The organism is Nonomuraea zeae (assembly GCF_005889725.1).
GTDB classification, from domain to species: Bacteria; Actinomycetota; Actinomycetes; order Streptosporangiales; family Streptosporangiaceae; genus Nonomuraea; species Nonomuraea zeae.
In genome coordinates this window covers 1-22785 of sequence record NZ_VCKX01000203.1, presented here as the reverse complement: position 1 = coordinate 22785, position 22785 = coordinate 1, and the positions used below count along the sequence as shown (strand labels likewise).

21 protein-coding genes are annotated in these 22785 nt (G+C 70.8%); 12 read left to right on the top strand and 9 right to left on the bottom strand.

The features are described 5' to 3' along the window. Window positions 1–212: 212 nt before the first annotated feature. From ETD85_RS43085 to rox, 5 genes are all read left to right on the top strand, one after another. Window positions 213–1274: a hypothetical protein gene (locus ETD85_RS43085; protein ID WP_138695618.1), complete on the top strand. Its 1062-nt coding sequence runs from the start codon at window positions 213–215 to the stop codon at window positions 1272–1274. Further along, entirely contained in the window at window positions 1271–2197 is a 927-nt protein-coding gene (locus tag ETD85_RS43080; RefSeq protein ID WP_138695617.1) for an aldo/keto reductase, read from the top strand. The genes ETD85_RS43085 and ETD85_RS43080 overlap by 4 nt, the downstream gene beginning before the upstream one ends. Window positions 2198–2384: 187 nt before the next feature. After that, complete coding sequence (locus ETD85_RS43075; protein ID WP_138695616.1) at window positions 2385–3104, top strand: haloacid dehalogenase type II; 720 nt, start codon at window positions 2385–2387, stop codon at window positions 3102–3104. 105 nt (window positions 3105–3209) lie between these two features. Continuing rightward, a complete protein-coding gene (locus ETD85_RS43070) occupies window positions 3210–4055 on the top strand; it encodes an aminoglycoside phosphotransferase family protein (RefSeq protein ID WP_240779805.1) in 846 nt (281 codons plus the stop codon). 281 nt (window positions 4056–4336) lie between these two features. Beyond that, the gene (gene rox / locus ETD85_RS43065) at window positions 4337–5881 is read left to right on the top strand and encodes a rifampin monooxygenase (protein ID WP_138695614.1); all 1545 of its coding nucleotides are present in this window, start codon (window positions 4337–4339) and stop codon (window positions 5879–5881) included. A 79-nt stretch (window positions 5882–5960) separates the two neighbouring features. On the opposite strand, the gene ETD85_RS43060 is transcribed toward rox, so the two are convergent. From ETD85_RS43060 to ETD85_RS43040, 5 genes are all read right to left on the bottom strand, one after another. Continuing rightward, entirely contained in the window at window positions 5961–6260 is a 300-nt protein-coding gene (locus ETD85_RS43060; RefSeq protein WP_138695613.1) for a hypothetical protein, read from the bottom strand. A 310-nt stretch (window positions 6261–6570) separates the two neighbouring features. Then, window positions 6571–7770, bottom strand: a complete 1200-nt coding sequence (locus ETD85_RS63685; protein WP_170247148.1) for a coiled-coil domain-containing protein — start codon at window positions 7768–7770, stop codon at window positions 6571–6573. Window positions 7771–7977: 207 nt separating this feature from the next. Continuing rightward, window positions 7978–8457: a hypothetical protein gene (locus ETD85_RS43050; RefSeq protein WP_206059234.1), complete on the bottom strand. Its 480-nt coding sequence runs from the start codon at window positions 8455–8457 to the stop codon at window positions 7978–7980. Between the two features lie 193 nt (window positions 8458–8650). Continuing rightward, entirely contained in the window at window positions 8651–8941 is a 291-nt protein-coding gene (locus ETD85_RS43045; protein WP_138695612.1) for an SET domain-containing protein, read from the bottom strand. A 104-nt stretch (window positions 8942–9045) separates the two neighbouring features. Then, window positions 9046–9864 (bottom strand): TetR/AcrR family transcriptional regulator, encoded by an 819-nt coding sequence (locus ETD85_RS43040; RefSeq protein WP_206059233.1) that lies wholly within the window; start codon window positions 9862–9864, stop codon window positions 9046–9048. Window positions 9865–9949: 85 nt separating this feature from the next. Between ETD85_RS43040 and ETD85_RS43035 the strand changes: the two genes are divergently transcribed. From ETD85_RS43035 to ETD85_RS43020, 4 genes are all read left to right on the top strand, one after another. Next, on the top strand, window positions 9950–10882 hold the full coding sequence (locus tag ETD85_RS43035; protein WP_138695611.1) for a zinc-dependent alcohol dehydrogenase: 933 nt from the start codon (window positions 9950–9952) through the stop codon (window positions 10880–10882). 144 nt (window positions 10883–11026) lie between these two features. After that, on the top strand, window positions 11027–11332 hold the full coding sequence (locus tag ETD85_RS43030; RefSeq protein ID WP_138695610.1) for a trypco2 family protein: 306 nt from the start codon (window positions 11027–11029) through the stop codon (window positions 11330–11332). A gap of 5 nt (window positions 11333–11337) precedes the next feature. Next, complete coding sequence (locus ETD85_RS43025) at window positions 11338–15819, top strand: nSTAND1 domain-containing NTPase (protein WP_138695609.1); 4482 nt, start codon at window positions 11338–11340, stop codon at window positions 15817–15819. Window positions 15820–16386: 567 nt separating this feature from the next. Next, window positions 16387–16719, top strand: a complete 333-nt coding sequence (locus ETD85_RS43020) for a hypothetical protein (RefSeq protein ID WP_138695608.1) — start codon at window positions 16387–16389, stop codon at window positions 16717–16719. A 324-nt stretch (window positions 16720–17043) separates the two neighbouring features. On the opposite strand, the gene ETD85_RS43015 is transcribed toward ETD85_RS43020, so the two are convergent. From ETD85_RS43015 to ETD85_RS63680, 4 genes are all read right to left on the bottom strand, one after another. Continuing rightward, a complete protein-coding gene (locus tag ETD85_RS43015) occupies window positions 17044–17304 on the bottom strand; it encodes a hypothetical protein (protein WP_138695607.1) in 261 nt (86 codons plus the stop codon). Window positions 17305–17307: 3 nt separating this feature from the next. Beyond that, window positions 17308–17511, bottom strand: a complete 204-nt coding sequence (locus ETD85_RS43010) for a hypothetical protein (protein WP_138695606.1) — start codon at window positions 17509–17511, stop codon at window positions 17308–17310. A 19-nt stretch (window positions 17512–17530) separates the two neighbouring features. Next, entirely contained in the window at window positions 17531–18289 is a 759-nt protein-coding gene (locus ETD85_RS43005) for a DUF4158 domain-containing protein (protein ID WP_338087230.1), read from the bottom strand. Window positions 18290–18623: 334 nt separating this feature from the next. Next, the gene (locus ETD85_RS63680) at window positions 18624–18797 is read right to left on the bottom strand and encodes a hypothetical protein (protein WP_170247147.1); all 174 of its coding nucleotides are present in this window, start codon (window positions 18795–18797) and stop codon (window positions 18624–18626) included. Between the two features lie 698 nt (window positions 18798–19495). Here ETD85_RS63680 and ETD85_RS43000 point away from each other — a divergent pair. From ETD85_RS43000 to ETD85_RS42990, 3 genes are all read left to right on the top strand, one after another. Continuing rightward, window positions 19496–21448 carry a PatA/PatG family cyanobactin maturation protease gene (locus ETD85_RS43000; RefSeq protein WP_138695604.1) on the top strand — a complete coding sequence of 651 codons (1953 nt, stop codon included), beginning with the start codon at window positions 19496–19498 and terminating at the stop codon, window positions 21446–21448. Between the two features lie 29 nt (window positions 21449–21477). Then, complete coding sequence (locus ETD85_RS42995; RefSeq protein ID WP_138695603.1) at window positions 21478–21675, top strand: cyanobactin biosynthesis system PatB/AcyB/McaB family protein; 198 nt, start codon at window positions 21478–21480, stop codon at window positions 21673–21675. Window positions 21676–21705: 30 nt separating this feature from the next. Then, window positions 21706–22785, top strand: a 1080-nt coding sequence (locus tag ETD85_RS42990) for a S8 family serine peptidase (protein WP_170247146.1), incomplete at its 3' end; no start/stop codon positions are given.

The window sequence follows — 22785 nt, the reverse complement described above, 5'->3', positions numbered from 1 at the left end:
CTCCGCGCTGCAGAACGCCGCCTCCATCGCGGCGCTCTTCCTCACCACCGAGGCCGTCATCGCCGAGAAGCCCGAGAAGAACCCTGCCGCTCCGGCCATGCCGGGCGGCGGCGACATGGACTTCTAGCCCGTCTTCCACCTGTACGCCGCGGACCTGGGCCGGCGGACGTCTCGCCCAGCCCAGGTCACGAACCCCCACACAGAGGACCTTCATGCGTGCTCACGGTGTCACCTACGACACCGGCTTCCCATCTGCCGGAACCACCACTCACGAGCCCTTCGACCCGGAGGTCGTCCGCCGCGAGATGCGGATCATCCGCGGCGAACTGCACTGCGGCGCGGTACGCGTCACCGGAGGCGACCAGGACCGCCTTGAGACCGCCGCCCGCCACGCCGCCGCCGCAGGGCTGGAGGTCTGGTACTCGCCCTTCACCAACGGGCTCACCCAGGACGAGCTGATGGCGTTCATCGTCGACAGCGCCGGACGGGCCGAGCGCCTGCGCCGCGAAGGGGCCCGCGTCGTCCTGCTCACCGGCTCCGAGATCAGCCTGTTCACCAGCGGGTTCCTGCCGGGAGACAGCCTGGAGGAGCGGCTCGGCCTGCTGGCCGAGCCCGCGCGGGTCCGCGCCGTGCTCCCCGAGCTGCGCGCCCGCGTCAACGACTTCCTCACCCGAGCCGTGGCCGCGGCGCGCGAACGGTTCGGCGGCCCGATCAGCTACGCCTCCCTGCCCTTCGAAGGCGTGGACTGGGCTCCGTTCGACCTGATCGCCACCGACGCCGGATACCGTGACGCGGCCACCGCGCCCGGATGGCGTGCGGGCCTTCGCGCCCAGATCGCGCAGGGCAAGCCGTTCGCCGTCACCGAGTTCGGCTGCACCACCCACCGTGGAGCCGCCGCCCTGGGCGGGCGCGGCGACTCCATCGTCGAATGGGACGAACGCGCCCGCCCCGCCCGCCTGACCACGGCCGTCGTACGGGACGAAGAAGAACAAGCCGGATACGTACGCGAGCTTCTCGGCATCTACCACGAGGAGGGGACGGACACGGCGTTCGTCAACACCTTCGCCCGGCGGGACCTGCCGACCTCCGCCGAGCCCGAGCGGGATTTCGACACCGCCAGCTTCGGCATCGTCAAGATCCTGGAGCCCGGCCGCACCGGGACGGCATATCCGGGGCTGCCGTGGGAGCCCAAGGCCGCCTTCCACGCCCTGGCCGAATACGGCCGCGCAAGAAGCACCCAGACCGCCCAGACCCGGAAAGGGACGATGACGTGACGCTGCCGACCGCGACACTCGGAAGGACCGGACTGCAGGCGACCCGCCTCGGCTACGGAGCGATGGAGCTGCGCGGGCCGCGCGCGTGGGGCCGGCCGGTCACCGACGACGAGGCCCGTACCGTGCTGAACACGGTCCTCGACTCGGGAGTGAACCTCATCGACACCTCGCCGGACTACGGCGACGCCGAGGAGCACATCGGCCGCTGGATCTCCCACCGGCGCGACGAGTTCATCCTCTCCAGCAAGTGCGGCTGCCCGCTCGCCGCGGACGGCGACCCTCGGACGCTTCCGCCGCACGTCCACACCAGGGCGAACGTGCGCGCGTGCGTCGAGCAGAGCCTGCGCCGGATGCGTACCGACCACCTCGACATCCTGATGGTGCACATGAGCCCGAGCGCCGGCGTGCTGCGGGCCGAGGACACCATCGCCGAGATGCTGGCACTCCGGGACGAGGGCGCGATCCGCTTCACCGGGATGTCAGGGGATCTCCCCCACCTTCCGGAGCAGATCGCGATGGGGGTGTTCGACGTTTTCCTCCTCCCCTACTCGGCGCTCGACCGCTCCCACGAGGAGCTCGTCACCGCCGCCGCGGCGGCCGGCGCGGGGACGATCGCCCGCGGCTCGGTCGCCCGCCCGCTCGTGGCTCCGCCCGAGGTGCTGCCGGAGCCGATCCGGCGGCCGCTCGCCGACCGTCACGCCCGGCTCGCCGCCGCCCGCCTGGACGAGCTGGCGGACGGCGCTTCGAAGATGGAGCTGCTGCTGCGGTTCATCCTCAGCCACCGGGATCTGCACTCGGTGATCGTCGGCTCGACCCGGGCCGCGCACGTACGGGCCAATGCCGCAGCCGCTCAGAAGGGCCCGCTCCCGGCAGAGGTGTACGCGGCGCTGCGGGACCGGCTCAGCGTGATCATGTCTGACTGACTGTTATACAGTTGACCATGCCGATTCGAGCGGTCACGGTGGCGGACGCCGTCGCCGGCAGGAGTCCGGCGTGGCTCGGCCGTACAGATGGCGGTGGCGCACGGGCGGCGCGGGCCGGTCGTTCACCGCAGAGGACGCAGGCCGGTCTGGAACGGTTCTTCCCCGGCCCCATCCAGGAGCGTGCACGGTGAACTTCAGCGACTTCGACGCCCTCAGCTTCGACTGCTACGGCACCCTCATCGACTGGGAGACCGGCCTCGCGGCCGTGCTGCGCACCTGGGCCGGCGCGCACGATCTCCGGATGACGGACGAGCAGCTGCTGACGGCGTACTCGACACACGAGGCGCAGGCCGAGATCGAGCACCCCGCCGACCTCTACCCGCGGATCCTGGCGCGGGCGATGCGGGGCATGGGCGCGCAGCTCGGCGTGCCCGTCAGCGACGACGAGGCCGAACGGCTGGCGGTCTCCGTGCCTGACTGGCCGGCATTCCCCGACTCGGCGCAGGCTCTCGAACGGCTCGCGCGCCGGTACCAGCTGATCATCTTGTCCAACGTGGACCGGGCCTCCTTCGCCGGCTCGAACAAGCGCCTCGGCGTCACCTTCACCAGCATCCTCACCGCTGAGGACGTCGGCTCGTACAAGCCGTCTCCCCGCAACTTCGAGGCGCTGGCGCGCGAGGCCGGGCGGCTCGGGGTGGCCGAGGGCAGGCTGCTGCACGTGGCGCAGAGCCTGTTCCACGACCATGTGCCGGCCAAGGCCGCGGGCCTGCCGACCGTGTGGATCAACCGCCGCCACGGCAACCCGGGCGGGGGCGCGACGCCGGAGCCGTCCGCCGAGGTCACCCCCGACTGGACCTTCACCTCCATGCGCGCGTTCGCGGACGCCGTCGACGCCGAGACCACCTGACCGTCTTCTCCCCCGGCGTCAGGACTCAGGCGGCGCGCGCCAGCCTGCGCACCGCCGGGCTGCGCGAACTCCTGAAGCTGCCAGAATGGCGGGATGCCCCGACCAGTGCCCGCCGACCTCCTGGAGATCGCTGAAGCACTTGTCCCCGATGCCCCTCTCGACTCCGCACGCCTCGCCGAGCACGGGAACATGCACCACGTCGTGCTGTTCCCCGGCGTCGCCGCCGTGCGTATCAGCAAGCGCCCCAGCGCCGCCGCCAAGTTGCCGCGCCGGGTCGAGATCCTTCGGGCCGTTGCGGCGGCCGGCCTGCCTTTCGCCGTGCCGGAGCCGCTGACTGCGGTGGCCACGTTCGGGGAACGCGCGGCCGTCGCGACTTCGTGGATCGACGGCGAGGGGTTACCGGAAGGCATCGGGGACCCGGAGGCGTTCGGTCTGCTCTTGGAGGCCCTGCGCGAGGTCGAGATCTCGCCGGGGCTCGAGGCCGCTCTCCACACGCCGCGCCGGTATGCCGATGGCCTGGGATGGGCCGACCTCCTCAACGAGGAGGTCATTCCGCGCCTGCCGGCGAAGTGGCGTGCCGGAGCCCGGCAGCGGCTGGATGCGCTGCTGGCGCTCGAGGAGGTCCCGGCCAGGCTCGTCCACGGCGACCTCGGCGGCGGCAACGTCCACTTCGGCGAGGACGGCAAGCTGGCCGGGGTCCTCGACTGGGACATGGCGATCCTGTCCGACCCGGCGATCGACGCGGCACTCGTCGCGACCTGGCACGGCTGGGACGTCCTCCGCGCCACCGACGAGGAGACCTGCCGGCGCGCCTGGGCCTGGAACGACGCGGTCGGGGTCGGGCACCTGCATGCGGTGTTCGACGGCAAACCCCTGTCGCACGTCGACGGTTTCGTCAGTTCCGTCGTCGCCTGGCTGGAGGAGCGCGTCCGGTGCTCGGGCCGAGCTTGACCTGTTTGACCGCGAAGAAGACCGATCCGAACTGTAGCCATCCGTCGCCCCCGGCAATCGCCCGCGCCTCGTGCGGAGCCGTGATCACGTGGCGGGAAAAGGATTGGACGGTGTGCTGCCCGGGCTTGTAGCTTGCAGGTGACCGTGACACCACCCGAGGAGGTGAGCCCCATGAACGCTGTATCGATGTGGGTGCTCCCCCTTACCGTCACGGCCGGGCGATTGACGTAGGTGTCGCCGGGAGCGCCTCGACAACAAGGCACTCCCGAAAGGCACCACCTATGCACTCTCAGCAGGTCACCGCCGAGCCGCCGTCGAACGACGGGGCCGAGCGCGACGCCACGGCGGGCGGCGCCCCCGGAGCTCTCCCGTCGCCGGCCTCCGGCGCCGATCGCGCGCCCGTCCCATACGACGTGATCATCGCCGGCTGCGGGCCGACCGGCGCGATGCTGGCCGCCGAGCTGCGGCTGCACGACGTGCGGGTACTCGTTCTGGAGAAGGAAACCGAGCCCGTGTCGTTCGTCCGCATCGTCAGCCTGCATATCCGCAGTCTCGAGCTGATGGCGATGCGCGGGCTGCTGGATCGCCTTCTCCAGCATGGAAGGCAGCGTCCGGCCGGCGGTTTCTTCGCCGCCATTCACAAACCCGCGCCCAAGGATCTGGATTCCGCGCACGCCTATCTGCTGGGCATGCCGCAGCCGGTCATCGTTCACCTGCTCGAAGAACATGCGATCGGGCTGGGCGCGCACGTCCGGCACGGTTGTGCGGTGGCCGGTTTCGAGCAGGACGACGAGGGCGTGACCGTCGAGCTGTCCGACGGCGAACAGCTGCGTTCGCGCTATCTCGTCGGCTGCGACGGCGCGCGCAGCACGGTGCGCAAGCTCCTCGGCGTCGGCTTCCCCGGCGAGCCCTCACGGAACGACACGCTGATGGGCGAGATGAAAATGGGCGTGCCGCAGGAGGAGATCGCCGCCAAGGCAGCCGAGATCAGCAGGACCCATCAGCGATTCTGGCTCCGGCCCTTCGGCGAGGGGGTCTACAGCGTCGTCGTCCCCGCCGCGGGAGTGAGCGACCGCACGGAACCGCCCACTCTCGAAGATTTCAAACAACAGTTGCGCACCATCGCCGGAACCGACTTCGGCGTGCACTCCCCGCGCTGGTTGTCCCGCTTCGGAGATGCCACCCGGCTGGCCGAACGTTATCGGGTCGGGCGGGTGCTGCTGGCCGGCGACGCGGCGCACATCCATCCGCCCATCGGCGGACAGGGCCTCAACCTGGGCGTTCAGGACGCGGTCAACCTCGGCTGGAAACTGGCCGCGCAGATCCGCGGCTGGGCACCGGAAACCCTGCTGGACACCTACCAGACCGAACGCCATCCGGTCGCCGAGGACGTGCTGGACAACACCCGCGCCCAGATGGAGCTGTCGTCCACCGAACCGGGCCCGCAGGCCGTGCGCAGGCTGCTCACCGAGCTGATGGACTTCGACGAGGTGAACCGCCGCCTGATCGAGAAGATCACCGCGATCGGCATCCGCTACGACTTCGGCGCAGGCCCCGACCTGCTCGGCCGCCGCCTGCGCGACATCGACGTGAAACAGGGCCACCTCTACGATCTGCTGCATCGCGGCCGCGGCCTGCTGCTGGACCGCACCGAACGCCTGACCGTCGGCGGCTGGTCAGACCGGGTCGATCACCTCGCGGATCCCACTGCGGCGCTGGATGCTCCGTGCGTCCTGCTACGCCCTGACGGCCATGTCGCCTGGATCGGCGACGATCAGCAGGACCTGGACGACCACCTCTCCCGCTGGTTCGGCAAGCCCGTCTGAGTAATCGGAACGGCCAGTAGCGACTGACCTCCATCGGAAGGCTGGAGCGCAGCATCAGCCGTGGCGCCCTGGCCCGGGGTCAGCCGGCGAGGAGGCATCCGCGCGTCCGTATCACGGTGGCGCTGTTCATCGCCTGGTCGGAGTCGGTACCGGCAACCAGACCCACACCCAGCGCCAGCACGACGCCCCTCTGCCCCGATCCGCCTGAAGGTGTTCGGGGCCGGTCGTCGGCGGCAAACTCGCCGCCGACGACCGGCCCGCGCTGCTGGAGGCGCTGCCCCACATCCGCGACAACGCCATGCCGACCGTCGAGGAGGCCAATCGATCGGCTCAGCCACAACCTCCTGATCGTCCCCAACGACCAGTTCAAGCGCGGCATCTCCGTCAAGGTGTTAGGAGGGCATGAGCCGGCCGGCGAGCCCACAGAGCGCTCCCCGATCCTGGGGTCTGGCCCTGTCGGAGACCAGGCGCCGCGACTGATGGCTGTACCCCCATTCCTCAACGCCACGGCCTCCTCCCCAGCGAAGCACCGCCCCGCATCCAAGCCCTATCGCCGGCAGGGATCATGGAGGACGGCCGCCGCCATCGCCCCTCTCAAGACCGGCTCACAGCCGCTGACCAACCGCCCATCCGCCCCGTACATTGCCCAGGCGACGGTCACCCGACCGCCGGCCCCATCATCAGCCCCGCTACGCCTGACGCAACTCCGCCGCAACCGCTCGTTCCCTCAGCTGGGCCGCTTCCGCCCGAGCCGCCTCCAGCTCAGCCCGTACATCCGCCAGCCGCACCCGTTCCAGCCGCAGCTCCGCCAGCGCCCCGTCACGCTCCTTTGCCGCCGCGTCGGCGCGCGCCTTCTCCCGCGAGACCGCCTTACGCTCCCGCGCGACCGCCGCGGCAGCCTCCGACTCGACCTCGACCACCTTCCCGGCCAGTCGCTCCACCTCGGCCGCTGCCTGCGCGGCGTCCTTGAGCGCCACCGCCCGATCTTGCTCGGCCGCGGCCACGGCCCGTTCCGCCGCGACGGCCCGGGCAACGGCGCGCTCCCGCTCCTGCCCCGCCGCCTCCTCCCGCGCTTTGGCTCCGACCACCTCACGTTCGGCCTGCTCACGGGCTGCCACAGCCGCCGCCGTCTCATCGCGGGCCCGATCCCTTTCCTCCCGTGCCCGCTCGGCCTCACCCTCAGCCTGTACGGCCTGCGCCCGCGCCTCGGCAGCCCGCCCGTCGGCCTGCTCCACCCGCTCGGCCAGCTCCTGAACCGCCTGATCCCTGGCCTGCTCCGTCAACTCGACCTGCCGGGCCGCCTCCTTGGCCCGCCGCTCGGCCAGGTTCGCGCGCCGCTGCGCTTCGTCGGCCGTCTGCAGCGCCTGCCGTTCGGTGCTGGCCGCCTCGCGCAAGGCGGCCAGCGCCTGCTCCCTGGCCTGCTCGGCATCGCTCAGCGCGGTCTCCCGCTCGTTCTCGGCTTCTTCGAGCCGGTCCCGCATCTCGGACGTCTGCCTACGGGCATGCTCCGCGGCCTCTCGTGCCAGCCGTACCTGCTCGAACGCCTGCTCGCGCTCAGTACGCGCGATAGCGACGCGCGTGTGCGCCTCAGCCTGCACCGCGCTCAGCTTCGCCTCGACCCCGGCCGGGCTCAGCTCATCGGCCAGCGCCCTGGCCAGCGGCTCGATGGCCGCGGTCAGCCCACTCTCCATCCGGTCGTAGAGCTGCTCGGCCCTGGCCAGCGCCCCCTCCAGCCCAGGCGTGGCCCGCCGCAACTCCCGCTCCCGCTTGGCCGCCGCCTGGCAGTCCTTCTCTGGGCAGTACGCCTTGGGCCGCCCTCTCCCCCGCCGCTGCTCGATCGCCGCCCCACAGTGCTTACAAGGCGTCACCACGCCGGTCTCTTCAGCCACCAGCACAGCCTACCATTTTCTATTTTCTAGAAATTACAAATCAGAAAACAAGATCCGTTGCGCTCTGCCCAGGGCCGATAACTTGCGAGAAGGCAAGATTCCCGCAAGTTACGATCAATGGAGCAGTGCTCTGGGAGCAGGTGCGGATTGTGCGGGTTGCCACGTGCGGGTTGCCACGAAGTTGTCCTGGGGTTATGCAACTTGGTGTCAGTGGGAGTGCCACGAAGTGTCAGCAAGATCCTTTGTATGGGCACCTTGAGAGGCGCCCTCACGTTGCCCAGAGGCTATTTTTTGCAGGTGAGTGCCATGTTCAGGGCGGAAGCCACGTCGTAGCTCATCGACGTCGGCTGCGGCCAGCAGCCGTTCGCGGTTGCGCAGCAGATCGTCCAGGTAGGACTGCAGGTCGGGCAGGTAGGACACGTCGGTGCGGAAGTGATCGCAGCCCACGCAGCGGAACCGGAACGGGCAGGCGTGCCCGCCAGCCTTGACGTTGGACGGCTCGCCGCAGACGCCGAAGGGCACCACGACCTCGCCGACGGCGCGCCGGGCGTGCTCGGTGTCCAGCAGCGCCTTGGCCTGACGCCAGACGCGGTTGCCGTGCCGGTCGAACTGCAGCGTGGCCACCCGGTCGACGGCCTGGCGGCGCCGGTCTTCACCGACGCGCTCTGGCGACGTCAGGTATTCCAACTGTCGGAATGCCTGTGTCCGGTGGCGGCTTTGATGCGTTCAAGTAGTGGCGGGCTCCAGTGAGTGCCGTAGGCGGACTGGAGCTGGGGCAGTTGCCAGTCGTTGCCGGTCACGGTATGGCGGCATCGGGGCTTGCCGCAGTGGCAGGCCATCGACCATGTTGAAACGCCGGTGTGGGTGGCGTAGTCGATGGTCAGTTCATCGCCGGGGTTGATGTCGTGCGTGCGATCACGGTGGTTGCGTCGCGGTGCCAGAGGTTCGGCTCGCAGGAGTGATTGCCGTAGCGAACTGGATGGGCGGGATCGAGAAGCAGGTGAACGCCCTCCTCGACGGTCAAGCTGCTGTAGGGCGGTGTGAGGGTGGCCAGGGTCTCATCGTTGATCAGCTGTCCGCCGCGCGCCGGGCGGGCCCTTCGGTATTCGGGGGTCTTGGCATCACTGACCGGCGGAAGTGCAGGTCCAGGTGGTCGTTGCCCCAGCAGCAACGCTCGTTTGGGGCTCGTGACACGTTTCTTACCGGCACCCCCAACTCCCAAGCCCTCACACGTGGCTGACCGGCTCGGGCCGTGTCCGGCCGGTTCGCCGCGGATCACGATCGAGAACAAGCTTCGCCTCGATCCGCATCCTGATCGCGGGTGTTGTCCGGGCTCTGGATCAGGGCGCGGAAGCCGGTCAGCAGGGCGTTGAGGCCGATTTCGAACTCGTCGTCGCCGCTGACCTCCGCGAGGGTGTCGGCGTGCTGGACGATCAGGGGGAAGGCGGCCGGGTCCCGGGAGCGGTAGAGCAGGCGCCGGTGACGGCTCTCTTCGGGATCCGAGGCGTCCAGGCCGAGGTTGAAGTGCACCGAGCCGATGACGAAGGTGGCCAGCGACGATGCGGCGGCGTACGCGAGCCGGGGGCTGAGGCCGGCGCCGATGAACAGGTCGAGGGAGTACTGCACCCCGGCCAGCGAGTTGGGGCCGAGCCGCTCGGTCCCGCGAAGGAGCGACGCCACGCCGGGGTGCCGGAGCAGGTGGTCGCGGAACAGGCGTGCGGACCACGCCGCCTTCCCGACCCAGTCCGCGTCGTCGGGCGGAGCCGAGCTCGCCACGCTGATCGCCCGGTCGATCAGCAGCGTCACCAGTTCCTCGCGGTTGCGTACGTGGCGGTAGAGGGACGCCTGCGTGCAGCCGAGCCCCTCGGCGATGTTGCGCATCGTCAGCGCGGCCACCCCGCGCGTGTCGAGCAGGGCCATGGCCGTGTCGAGAACGGCGTCGAGGGTCAGCGACCTGCGCCTCCGCCGCCGCGCGGGTTCGTTCTCCCGGGCGAGCCACCAGGCCGCAGTGCCTGGTTTCGGTTCCGCCGGCCGGTTCTTCCGCGGGTCCTCTGGCGACGGCTCGCCGGCCGCGCCTGTCGTCGGTTCGTGCACGGGACAAGGATAGGCGCTAGGCGAACATCGATCGCTTAACATAAGCTAACGGCGTTCGCATAACGGCGGGTCGAAGGGGAACACCATGCGCGCAGTGCGCAACACGGACCGGGGCATCCTCGTGACCGAGATCGACGAACCAGAAGCCCCCGGGGTACGCCTCACCATCGCCTCGACGGGCATCTGCGGGACCGATGTGAACTTCGCGGCCGGCGGCGTCCAGGGCTACACCTATGGTCACGAGTTCGCCGGCACCGCCGCCGACGGCCGGTGCTACGCCGTCGAGCCCACGGTGCACTGCGGAGAGTGCGGCCAATGCCGCGCCGGCCATGTCCAGCGGTGCGTCGCCCCGGAGCACGGAACGCTCGGCATCTTCCGCGACGGAGGCATGTGCGATGCCGTGACGGTCCCCGAGAACATGCTCGTCCCGCTTCCGGCCGGCCTGGACGTACGCGACGCCTGCCTCATGGAGCCGGCGTCGGTGGCCTGGCACGGCGTTCGCAGGGCGGCGCTCACGCCCGGGGAGCGGGTGGCGGTCGTCGGCGGCGGCAGCATCGGACTGCTGGCGGCGGCCGCGGCCCGGCAGTGCGGCTACGACGTCGACATCGAGGTACGCCACAAGCACCAGAGGACGGCCGCGGAACGTCTCGGACTCGGCTCGGCGGAAGGCGTCTACGACGTCGTCATTGACGCCGCGGGCAGCGAGACTGGTCTCGTCCGGTGTGCCGAGCTGGCCCGTCCCGGCGGTCGCGTCGTGCTGCTGGGCGTGTACCAGCACACCGCTCCCGTTCCGGGCATCGTCAGCCTGGTCAAGGAACTCACCTACGTCCACTCCATCGCCTACGGCCGGCACGACGGCATCCGCGACACCGAACAGGCCGCGGCGCTGCTCGCCGGCAACCCCGCGATCGCGCAGACGGTGATCACCCACCGCTTCCCCCTCGACGAGGCCGCGGAGGCGTTCCGCGTCGCCGGTGACCGGGCCTCCGGATCCATCAAGGTCGTCCTCACCCCGTGACGTCCCCCGGACCGGGTGTCTGCGTACGCCGGTCGCCCTGGTCGCGGGCGGGAAGGTCCGTGGGAGGAGATCGCCGCGCCCGCCGGGGTTGCCGCTGGCCTACGATCGGTTGCCTGATCCATCCTCGGTGCTGTTGGAGGTTGCGTGGCTGAGCTCGGGTTATCGGAGGCGATCGAGCAGATCCGCCAGGAGCTGCGGGAGGCGGTGGCCGCCGGCGCCGATGCGGACATCCAGTTTCCCGTCGGGAACGTGACGGTGGAGTTGCAGGTCGGGGTGAAGAAGACCGGCGAAGGCAGCGGCAAGGTCAAGGTGTGGGTGCTGGAGGCCGGCGCGGTCGGCAAGATCGAGCATGAACGGGTGCAGAAGGTGACCGTCGTGCTGGAGCCGCCCGTCGACCGTGACGGCAATCCGGTGAAGGTCTCCCGCCGCTCGTCCCACCTGCCGGGTTAGCCGGCGTGGCGATCCAGGACCGGTTCGTCGAGGTCATCGCCGAGGTCGTGGTCGGCCGCGGTACGGGGGCCCGTACGGAGTGGGAGGTGGCGTCGGGGTTCCTGGTCGACGGCCGTCATGTTCTCACCTGCCTGCACGCCGTCGTCAACGGGAGCATCACCGTCCGGCGTGCCATTCCGTGGCCTGATGGCCCGAAGCGGAGCTGGCCGGCCCGGGTGCTCCTGGCCGGGGACCTCGAACGTGCGGATCTGGCGATTCTCGAGCTCTCCCCCGACGCCCGCGAGGAAATCCCTCGGGAGATCGCGCGGCTGGCGCGGGCCGGGTTCGCCCGCGTCGCCGACCGCACCCGGCGCCTGGAGGAGGTACGGGGCTGCGGCGCGGTGGGGTTTCCCCGGTTCCTGGAGCGCGGCGACGGCTCGGCCGCCGTCCGCCATCCCGCGCAGGTCAGCGGGCGGATCCCGGTCTCACAGCGGCCGGGGCCGGGCCTGCTCACCCTGCAGACCACGCACCGTCCCGGTCAGCCGCCGCTGCCGCCGGCCGGGACGGCGCTGGCCGGGTCGGTCTGGTCGGGCATGTCCGGAGCCGCGGTGCTGGCCGGTGATCTGGTGGTCGGCGTGGTGTCCGAACACGCGCCGCGTCAGGGCGCCTCCGACCTGACCCTTGTGCCGATCACTCTGATCGACGCGCTCCCCGACCGCGCCGCGTGGTGGGCCCTGCTCGGTACGGGCCTCGACCGGCTGACGTCGTTGCCGGAGGCGGACGGCGGCGCGGTGTGGGCGGGTGGCTGTCCGTACCAGGGGCTGGCGCCGTTCGGCGCGGATCAGGCGGCGTTGTTCCACGGGCGGGGCCGGGCCGGCGCCCGGTTGCTGGCGATGGTCACCGCCCAGCCCGAGCGTGAGGGGGGCGGGCTGATCGTGGTGACCGGCGCGTCCGGGGCGGGCAAGTCCTCCCTGCTGCTCGCCGGGCTCCTGCCGGCCCTGGCCGCCGCGTCCAGCGGCCCCGGTAACGGCGGGGCGTGGCCGCAGGTGCGCTTCACCCCCGGAGAGCGGCCGCTGCGGGAGCTGGCCGTGCAGTTGGCGGTGCGGTGCGCGGCCGATCCGGATGTCCTGCTGGGCGAGTTGCGCGATGATCCCGGCCGGGCCGCGGAGCGGGCTCGGCAGGTTCTGGCTGCCGAGTCGATCCGCCGTGATCAGCAGGGCGGGTCCGGCGATGCCCCACGACGGCTGATCATGGTCGTGGACCAGTTCGAGGAAGTGTTCGCCTCTTCCTCGAACGGGCACGCCGGGGAGGTGGCCGCGTTCGTGGCCGCGCTCGAAGCGATCGCCACCCCGGCCGGTCCGGGAGACACCGGCGGAGTGGACGGAGAGCCGCTGAGCCCGGACCGGCCCGGCGGGGAGCCTGCTGGGGTCGTGGTGGTCGCGGTGCGCGGCGACTTCATCGACCGGTGCGCAGCCCACCCGGCCCTCGCGCGGGCTCTGGAGGAGCGGACGTTCGTCCTGGGCCCGATGAGTGAGCAGGAGTTGCAGCGGGCGATCACCGGACCCGCCGCGGCGGCCGGGCTGGCGGTGGAGGAGGGCTTGGCCGAGCAGGTGGTGCGCGACCTCATCGACCATACGCGGGCGGCGGGCGGCGGCTCGGTGGTGGGAGCGTTGCCGCTGCTGTCGATGGCGATGGTGCGCACCTGGGACAATCGGCACGACGGACGCCTGACCTTGCACGGTTACGACCGATCGGGAGGCGTCGCCTCCGCGGTCGAGGATGCCGCCGAGGACGCCTACCGCGCCCTGAGCGACCGGCAGCGGCAGTCGGCGAAACGGGTCATCCTGGCGTTGACTCTCACCGGCGCCGATGGGCGGGTCCTGCGGCAGCGCGCGGTCGTGGACGAGTTGGCCGCCCGCTGCGAGCCGGCCGAGCCTGAGGTGGCCCGGCACGTCGTGAGGGTCTTCACTCGCGCCCGGCTGATGGTGACCGGTTCTTCGTCCCCCGCCCCCGCCCTGGGCGAGCCGGGCACCGTCGAACTCGCCCACGACGTCCTGCTGAGCGCGTGGCCACGGCTGCGCTCCTGGCTGGCCGAAGATCAAGCCGATCGCATCCTGCACGGCGAGATCTGCCAGGACGCCGCCGAATGGGACCGGACCAGCCGTGACGCGTCCTTCCTCTACCGCGGGGTCCGGCTGGAGACGGCCCAGCGCGCCGCGGAGCGCTGGGCCGCCGACCCCGGCCGCTACCTCGACCTGCCCGACCCCGCCGACGCCTTCCTGCACGCCGCCGCCCGCGCCGCCACCCGCACCCGGCGCCGCTGGCAGGCCCTGTTCGCCGTCCTGGCCGGACTGCTGGTCATCGCCGTCATCACCGCAGTGGCCGCCGTGCGCCTCAACCAGGACACCGAACGGCGACGCACCATGGCACTCTCCAGCCAGATAGCCGCCGACAGCCAATCATGGCCCGGCGACGACCCGGTGACGGCGGCTCGCCTGGCCGCGGCGGCATGGGTGATCGCTCCCCCGTCCGACGACGCCCGAGCGAGCGCACGGGCGAGCATGTCCGCGCTGCTCGGCCGCCCCGCACGAGGCGTCCTCACCGGCCACACCGACGAGGTGAACTCGGCGGCGTTCAGCCCCGACGGCACCCGCCTGGCCAGCGCCGGCGGCGACAAGACCGTACGGATATGGGACGCGGCCGACCGCCGCCAGATCCGCGTCCTCGGCGGCCACACCGGCCCGGTGCGTTCGGTCGCGTTCAGCCCGGACGGCAGCCGCCTGGCCAGCGGCGGCGAAGACGCGACCGTGCTGCTGTGGGACGCGGCCACCGGCCGCCAGCTCCGCGCCCTCCGTGCCCTCCACGACCAAACCGGCAGCTTCGAGGTACGTTCGGTGGCGTTCAGCCCGGACGGCAGCCGCCTGGCCAGCGGCGGCGGCGACAAGACCGTACGGATCTGGGACGCGGCCAGCGGCCACCAGATCCACGCCCTCCACGGCCACGCCAATGCGGTGGCCTCGGTGACGTTCAGCCCGGACGGCACCCGCCTCGCCAGCACCGGCAACGACAAGACCGTACGGATCTGGGACGCGGCCAGCGGCCACCAGATCCGCACCCTCCGCGGCCACACCGATCCGGTGGCCTCGGTGACGTTCAGCCCGGACGGCACCCGCCTCGCCACCGCCGGAAGCGACAAGACCGTACGGATCTGGGACGCGGCCAGCGGCCACCAGATCCGCGTCCTCGGCGACCGCACCGATCCGGTGAACTCGGTGGTGTTCAGCCCGGACGGCACCCGCCTGGCCACCGCGGGCGACGACAGGGCGGTCCGGCTGTGGGACGCGGCCACCGGCCGCCAGATCGGCGCCTCCCTCACCGGCCACACCGACCTGCCCCTCACCGGCGACGCCACCCCGGTGAACTCGGTGGTGTTCAGCCCGGACGGCACCCGCCTGGCCAGCGCCGGTGGCGACATGACGGTGCGGCTGTGGGACGCGGCCACCGGCCGCCAGATCGGCGCCTCCCTCACCGGGGACACCGATCCGGTGAACTCGGCGGCCTTCAGCCCGGACGGTAAGCGCCTGGTGAGCGCCGGCGGCCTCGACGGGACCATGCGGCTCTGGGATGCGACCACCGGCCACCAGATCCACGCCCTCACCGGCCACATAGGCCCGGTGAACTCGGTGGCGTTCAGCCCGGACGGCACCCGCCTGACCAGCGCCGGAAGCGACAAGACCGTCCGGATATGGGATACGGCCACCGGCCACCAGATCGGCGATTCCCTCGCCGATCACACCGGCCCGGTGCGTTCAGTGGCGTTCAGCCGGGACGGCACACGCCTGGCCACCGCGGGCGACGACATGAAGGTGCGGCTGTGGGACGCGACCACCCGCCACCAGATCGGCGTCCTCACCGGCCACACCGACGAGGTGAACTCGGTGACCTTCAGCCCGGACGGCAAACGCCTGGCCACCGCCGGCCACGACAAGAAGGTGCGGCTGTGGGACGCGGCCACCGGCCACCAGATCGGCGACCCCCTCAGCGGCCACACCGGCCCGGTCCGTTCGGTGGCGTTCAGCCCGGACGGCACCCGCCTGGCCAGCGGCGGCGGCGACGGGACTGTGCGGCTGTGGGACGCGGCCGACCGCCGCCAGATCGGCGTCCTCACCGGCCTCACCGGCTGGGTGGACTCGGTGGCGTTCAGCCCGGATGGCGCCCGCCTCGCCACCGCGGGCGAGGACGGGACAGTGCGGCTGTGGGACGCGGCCACCCGCCGCCAGATCGGCGCCCTCACCGGTCACACCGGCTGGGTGGACTCGGTGGCGTTCAGCCCGGACGGCACCCGCCTCGCCACCGCCGGCAGAGACGGGACGGCGCGGATCTGGAACGTCGCCCTGCCACGTGATCTTCACCGGGCGGTCTGCGACATCGCGGCTCGGCCGTTCACTCTTGAGGAGTGGCGGCAGTACATCCCCGACAATGAGCCATACCGGCGAAGCTGCCCCTAGGAACGCCACGTGCGTGGCCGACGGCAAGCGTCTCGCGCGGTAGCCACGCGAGCCCGACCAGCAGCGCGGTAGCCACGCCCTTCCCTCCGCCGCCCGTTGCAGTGGCACGCACGCCACGGTGCCGACACAGTGGGACGCAGCGCCGTTCGGAGGTCTGTCCGCGGAGTCACACTGGGAGGCCCGGCGCTCGAGTCGGTGCCACCAGACGCAAAGTAGAGCGTCCGCGCTGGTCAGAGGGCTCGGACGGCGGGTGGCTGCCGGAGCGGTTACAGCTGTGGACAACCGGGGCCGGGCAGTGGCCGAATCATGGCGTTCGGGGGGTTCTAGACGCTGACCTGGGCGGGTGCGATTGGGGAGACCTGACAGAGCTCACGTTCTGTCCAGTGGGACCTCACGCTGAGCTACCTTGTCCCTGGTGGCACCGACCCGAGCGCCGGGCTACGTGCCTGACGTGCCTGACAGACCTCCGAGCGCCTGACCAGCCAGTTCGCTTGATAACCCAAGATAACGACGGCGGTTGGCCTGTGAGACCGCAGCCGAACTATTCTCTTGAACGTTCCGTAAGCGATGAATTACTACAGCAACCATCGAGGCAGCCACCTCATCGACGAGGACACGCACGACAAGGATCACGAAAGCCGAGCCGCTTGGCAGCCGTCACCCCGCACCAACCCAAACGGCCGCTCCATTGACAGGACACCTACACCAACCGGCAAGAGGGCGGTCCGCTACCTGGACGAGACGACCGCGCTGGCCGCGTGCATCGTCCAACAGGCAGGCGGCTTCAAAGCAATTGACCTCACCCGCGATACCCGGAAGACGCGTGCCGATCGGTTTTCTGGAGGGGCGTTCGCTTCGCCCTCGACGCCTCTGACTTCTCGAGAATCGATGATCACCTAAACGACGCCGCTGCTGACACATTCGTGGCACGGCTCTCTGACATCAGGTGGCGAAACGACATGTCAGAGCATAAGTACCACGTGTCAGTAGATGGCAAATCTCGCCGCAAATGACAGCAACGGGACGTCTCAAAACCTCTACCGTAAACGAACGACTTCGAAAGGTGTGAGGATGCCCGATGAATCGAACGTCTGGCGACCGTCTCCCGACAGGAAGCCCGCGCTACCGCCATGAACTTCGTGAACCGACAACGCGCTGACCAGCCTACTGACACTTCGTGGCAATCCGGCACTGGCAGTTTCGTGGCAATTCGCACCACGGCCGTCAAGGGCCGACTGCCGGAACGCTCCCTGCTGGAGATTCTGACCCGGACCACGCGGCATCTGCCACCTGACCACCTACTGCGCCGAGGTGGGCCGGCTGGCAGTCCTCCCAGCTGAGCAACTGGGACTGCCAGTTGGCGTAGGCCTCCGAGCCGACCGCCGCCACATCGCCGCGCACCAGCTCGTCCGCCAGGCAGGAGAACACGCAGATCTCAAAATGCCGGCGCACCACCTTGCCGGGGCGGCGCTTATCGGCGATCACCTTCTACCGTGCCTCCGACGCGAAAGACACATCCACGTGCTTGCGTACCATCACCGTGGACACCTCGCCGGTCGTCTCATCGACGACGTCTTCCTCGACCGTGTACTCATCGCCGATGAGCTCGCTGGTGCGGGTGGCATTGGCGCGCACGAACTCCAGCGCCTCCAGCAGCCTGCGGTCCGCGCTGGCCGGCTCCAGCACCAGCACGCCGGCCAGGCACAGCACGCTACTCGGCGCGAATGGTCTCCAGCAGCTCGCGGGCCTTGTTGTGCATGGTGTTCATCCGCTTGCACAGCGTCCAGCGCCCGCGCCTCGGCCGCGAAATGGGCGATCTTGGAAGCGGGCACCCCTTGAGCCAGGCGTCGCTGGCCCCGGCCATGCCGTCCAGCCAGGCCAGATGGTCCCACTGCTGGCGCAGCTTGGTCACCGTGGCCCGCGGTGCGCTCTTCTTGGCCCGGTCATGACCGCTGCAGCCGGTGGTCGGATCCACCTCCGGCATCGCCAGCATGCGCGCGTGGTCGTCGAAGCCCATCCGGCGGTAGGCCAGGGTGAAGATGGCGCCGTTGACCTCCGTGCGCACCTGAGCGGCCAGGTCATCCAGGGTGGAGAACGCCGGGAATTCGCAGCTGTTCTTGGCCAGCTCCTCCAGCGCCACGTTGATCAGATCGGCCGGGTGGTCTTTGGTCTTGGCTGCCTGCCGGATCGCCTGCTCGGCCAGCTTGCGCGCGGCGGCCTGATCGCCGTCCAGCCCCAGCAGGGCCCGCACCAGCGCCTTGTGGTTGCGTCCGGTCCGCTCGGCCACGTCCGTCATGCCGATCCGCTCCGGCAGGCCCAGCTCGTTCCGTACGTGCTCGATCACCTGGGCCGGGATTTCGGCCAGCCGCGGAAACCGGCCCACCCGCTGACAGCACTTCAGCCACTCCATCAGCGACAGCCGGTTCTCATCGCTGTCGGTCATCTCCCGCGCCCAGTCCATCTCCGCCAGGCTCGGCGATTACGCCTCGCGCAGTTCACGCTCGGAAATCGTCCGCTTGAACCGCGGGTAAGCGGTCTTGTTGATCGAGGCCATCAGGCATTGCCTTCCCAGCGGCCCCGATCACCACAGAACGGAAGATACTGTAGCCGACCGAATACAGTCCGTGAGACGGAAACGCAGAAACCAGGGCCGACTCCCTCGCGGTCTACGGGCGGACGACTTCCGAGATTACGCGCCAACCCCGCAGCGAGCCTGATTCGGCATCGGATACCCCATCAACCCGGACCCGCAGCGGGCATGCCCTACGTTCTCAAGATCGACTCATGGCCGGTTTGCCCGTATCTCAGCTGGACCCGGGGATGGCGCGGTCGCCGCGGCGTACGGGTGTGCGCGGGGTCAGGCGGCGGGCGGGACTGGTTTCCAGCAAGTCCTGGCGCTGCGTCCAGGTGGTGAAGGAGACCAGCGCCGATAGGTGCCGGTTCCAGGTGGCGGGCACCCTCTCGGTCCAGCGGTCCATGACGGCGGCGTAGTCCTCGCACGTCAGCTGGGCGACCGGCTGGTCGCCGAGCAGGGCGGCCAGCCAGGTGAGGGTCGTGGCGTAGGTGTGGCGAGGAAGCGGTCGACGGCGACCGCGACGCTGGTGCCCGGCCCGGCGGGGTCGGCGGGCGGGCCGGGGAACGCGGCGACGGGCGCGGGGGCTCTCTCCTTTCGTGCTCGATGTGACAGGTAACCCTGTCGAGTCGGCCGGGCCACGCCGGGGCGCGGCGGGCGCTGAGCTGGGCCTGGCCGGGGCGGGCCGGGCGCATGTGACTGGGAAAGTTCATTCCCTGTGGCAAGCCAGAGGTGCCTCTCCCCGATGTTACATCACTGTGAGTAATCAGACAGTCACGCTAGGTGTGCTACTGGGGTAGGGATCCTGCGGAAGATCCGTCAACAGGAGAGGAACCCCCACCATGTCGCAGACCATGCCGCGCCTGACCGCCCCGGTCGAGCGCACAATCACCGGCGCCCCCGCAACCGACACCCCGGCCGTGGGCCAATCCGGGTCCGGTACCTGGTGGGGCTCCCCGTTCGCTGACGACGGCGATGAGTAACAACCGGTGAACCGGTGGGCGCCCGACGCCTTGCCCGGTTCCCGAAGCCGGGTGCCGGGCGCCCACCCCGGCGCCGTGGCCGGCCGACGCGACGTGCGACCCCTCGAGCGACAGGAGTGCCATGGGCGAGTTGCCCGACATCCCCGGACTGGCCGCGTTGTGGCGACGCACCACCGGCGATGACCGCATCACGGTGGCGGTCATCGACGGTCTGGTCGATGAGGCCCATCCGGCCTTGTCCGGCGTCAAGCTGACCCAGCTGCGCGACGTATGGCCGGGCGGAGACGAGGCGGGCCTCAAGGCTGCGCACGGCACCGCGGTGGCCAGTGTGCTGTTCGGCCCGCACGGCGGCCCGCTTCCGGGGATGGCGCCGGGTTGCCGGGCGGTCAGCGTGCCGGTGTTCGCCGAAGGGCGGCGTACCTCGCAACTGGACCTCGCCCGCGCGATCGAGCTGGCCGCCGACGCCGGCGCGCACATCGTCAATATCAGCGGCGGCCAGCTGAGCGAAGCCGGCGAGGCCGAGGACGTGCTGGCGCGGGCGGTGCGCCGCTGCCACGAGGCGGGCGTGCTGATCGTGGCCGCGACCGGCAACGACGGCTGCCTGTGCGATCACGTGCCCGCCGCCCTGCACGGGGTCCTGGCCGTGGGCGCCTGCGACGCGGCCGGCCGGCCGCTGGCCAGCAGCAACTTCGGGCCCGGCAGCCGCCGCCAGGGCTTGCTGGCCCCCGGCCAGGACATCCGGGTCGCCGTTCCCGGCGGCGGCACGGCGACGATGAGCGGCACCAGCCTGGCCACGCCGATCGTGTCCGGCGTGGCCGCGCTGCTGGCCTGCCTGCACCTGCGGCACGGCGGCAAACCCGACCTGATGGCGATCGGCGAAGTGCTGCGCGCCACCGCCGACCCTTGCGACCCCGGCACCGCCACCAGCACCGGCCCGAACGGCCGGGGCGCGCCAGGCGCGGCGTGCGCGCAGTACCTGAACGGAACACTCAACATCACGAAAGCGGTGACTGCTGTGACGACCTCTTCGGCGACCACGTCGGCGGATGCAACGGTGGATGCATCGGTGACTCCCTCCTGCCATGCCTCGCATCCCGGCGGCAGCGGCGGATGTGACTGCACCGCGGCGCAAGCGCTCGTCCCCGCCGTCGTGCCGCCGGTCGCGGTCTCGGCGGAGTCCAGGGGTGTGGTGGCCTCCGCCGACCAGGCCAAAAGCGCGGCGCGACGGCTGGTGTACGTGCTCGGCTCGCTCGGCTACGACTTCGGCACCGAGGCCCGCCGCGACACCTTCAAACAGCTCATGCCCGGCCGGGACATGGACGGCACGAGCGTGCCCGCCAACCCCTATGACCCCCGCCAGATGGTCGACTACCTGCGCGACAACCCCTCCGAAGCACGCCCGCTGATCTGGACCCTGAACCTGGACCTGACCCCGATCTACGCCATCGAACCGGTCGGCGGCTACGGGCCCGGCGTGTACGAGCGGCTGGTGGAGTTCCTGGACCGCCAGCAGAAGGCCAACGACGACGTCGACTTCGTCGACCACATCTCGGTGCCCGGCACCCTGCCCGGCCGCACGGTACGCCTGTTCAACGGCCAGCACGTGCCGGTCATCGAGATCAATTTGACCCGCGGCCTGTATGGCTGGTCCGTCGCCAGCCTGGCCCACGCGGTGGTGGCCGAGTGCGACGTGCCCTCCCACAACCAGCCCGGCAACGTGCCCGAGCAGGACCGCCTGGGCGCCGCGGTGGCCGACTTCCTCCAACGCATCTACTACGACCTGCGCAACTTCGGCGCCACCAGCCGCGACCGCGCACTCAACTACGCCGCCACCAACGCCGTCCAGGCCCGCCAGACTTTGGCCGAAGCGCTCGGCAAGGGCATGGCCCTCAAAGACATCGAAACCGAGAAGAGCCCCTACGGCCGGCCCGACTCCGACTGCTGGGACGTCAAGCTGCGCTTCTTCGACCCCGACAACAGCAAGCGGGCCAAGCGCGTCTACCGCTTCACCATCGACGTCAAGGACGTGCTGCCGGTCACCCTCGGCCCGGTCCGGTCCTGGCCCGAAGCCTGACCACCACCCACCAAGAGGAGAGGCTGGTCATGTCGTCCTTCCCGCCGCAGGTGCCGCCGGTCCGCCGCGACCTGCCGACCGACCCCTACACCACCATCGCGCTGCACCCGCACACGCCCGAGCACCTGCGGCGTGTGGGCGAGTGGCTGATGTACGGCGCCAACGTCGGCGACCCGGCCGCCTACCGCCTGCCCAGCTACGAGCAGGCCAAGCTGTCCGCCCTGTAAACCGGCCACGATCCAGGGAGCGCCCGCCCGATGCCCCACACCGCGGCCCCGCCACCAGCGCCGGACGAGATCGCCCAGCACCCGGGGGATCGGGCGGCCGCCCCCAGCCCGGCCCCCGAAGCTGCGGCCGCCAAACCACCGGCCCGCTACCCTGTCCAGGCCATGCCCGGCATGGCTGCCCTGCACCGGCACACCCTCGGCGACCCCGACATCCTCATCGGCGTCATCGACGGCCCGCCCGACACCAGCCACCCCTGCCTGACCGGCGCGCGCCTGGAGGCGCGCGAGCCGTGGTGGCTACCCGCCGGCCCGCCCGACCCCCAGGGAGCCGAACACGGCACTTTCACCGCCAGCGTGCTGGCCGGCCAGCCCGGCACCGTCCTGCCCGGCCTCGCGCCCCGCTGCCGCCTCATCGCCCTCGGCCACCCCGCCGACGAGCACACCATCCTCGACCCGCACTCGGCCGCCCGCGCCATCGAAGAACTCCTGCAGGCCGGCTGCCACGTCATCCAGTACACGATGGCCCACCACACCGCCTCCGACGACGCCGACCCGATGCTCAAACGCGCCATCGCCGCCGCGGTCGAGGCGGGCGTGCTGGTCTGCGCCCCGGCCGGCAACGACTACGGCCGCAACAGCATCGCCCCGGCGATCCTGCCCGGCGTGCTCGCCGTCGGTGCCCACCGCGCCGACAACGCCATGTTCTACTTCAGCAACCACGGCCCCGCCTACACCGGGCACGGCATCACCACCCTCGGCGAAGCCGTCTTCGGCGCCACCCCCGGCGGCGGCGTCAAGGCCCAAAAGGGCACCTGCGTGTCCGTCGCCCTCATCACCGGGACCGCCGCGCTGCTGGTCAGCCTGCAACGCCACCTCGGCCAGCGCCCCGACCCGCTCGCCGTCCGCGACGCACTACTGGCCACCACCCGACCGTGCAGTCCCGAACAGGCCCACGGCGAACCGGCCCGCTGCCTCAACGGGTATCTCGACCTGCCCGCCGCCACAGCCCACCTGTTCCCTGGCCTGCCCCCGCTCGCACCGGATCTCCCACCACCGGCACCCGCCCAGGAAAGCGGGACCCAGCGCCGCGCCTGTCTCTTATACCCATCT

Bases quoted from the DNA above. Each gene is read 5' to 3' on its own strand.
- ETD85_RS43085 (WP_138695618.1), top strand. From the start codon at position 213: ATGCGTGCTCACGGTGTCACCTACGACACCGGCTTCCCATCTGCCGGA.
- rox (WP_138695614.1), top strand. From the start codon at position 4,337: ATGCACTCTCAGCAGGTCACCGCCGAGCCGCCGTCGAACGACGGGGCC.
- ETD85_RS43060 (WP_138695613.1), bottom strand. From the start codon at position 6,260: ATGCCGCGCTTGAACTGGTCGTTGGGGACGATCAGGAGGTTGTGGCTG.
- ETD85_RS43035 (WP_138695611.1), top strand. From the start codon at position 9,950: ATGCGCGCAGTGCGCAACACGGACCGGGGCATCCTCGTGACCGAGATC.
- ETD85_RS43020 (WP_138695608.1), top strand. From the start codon at position 16,387: ATGAATTACTACAGCAACCATCGAGGCAGCCACCTCATCGACGAGGAC.
- ETD85_RS63680 (WP_170247147.1), bottom strand. From the start codon at position 18,797: ATGGACCGCTGGACCGAGAGGGTGCCCGCCACCTGGAACCGGCACCTA.
- ETD85_RS43000 (WP_138695604.1), top strand. From the start codon at position 19,496: ATGGGCGAGTTGCCCGACATCCCCGGACTGGCCGCGTTGTGGCGACGC.
- ETD85_RS42995 (WP_138695603.1), top strand. From the start codon at position 21,478: ATGTCGTCCTTCCCGCCGCAGGTGCCGCCGGTCCGCCGCGACCTGCCG.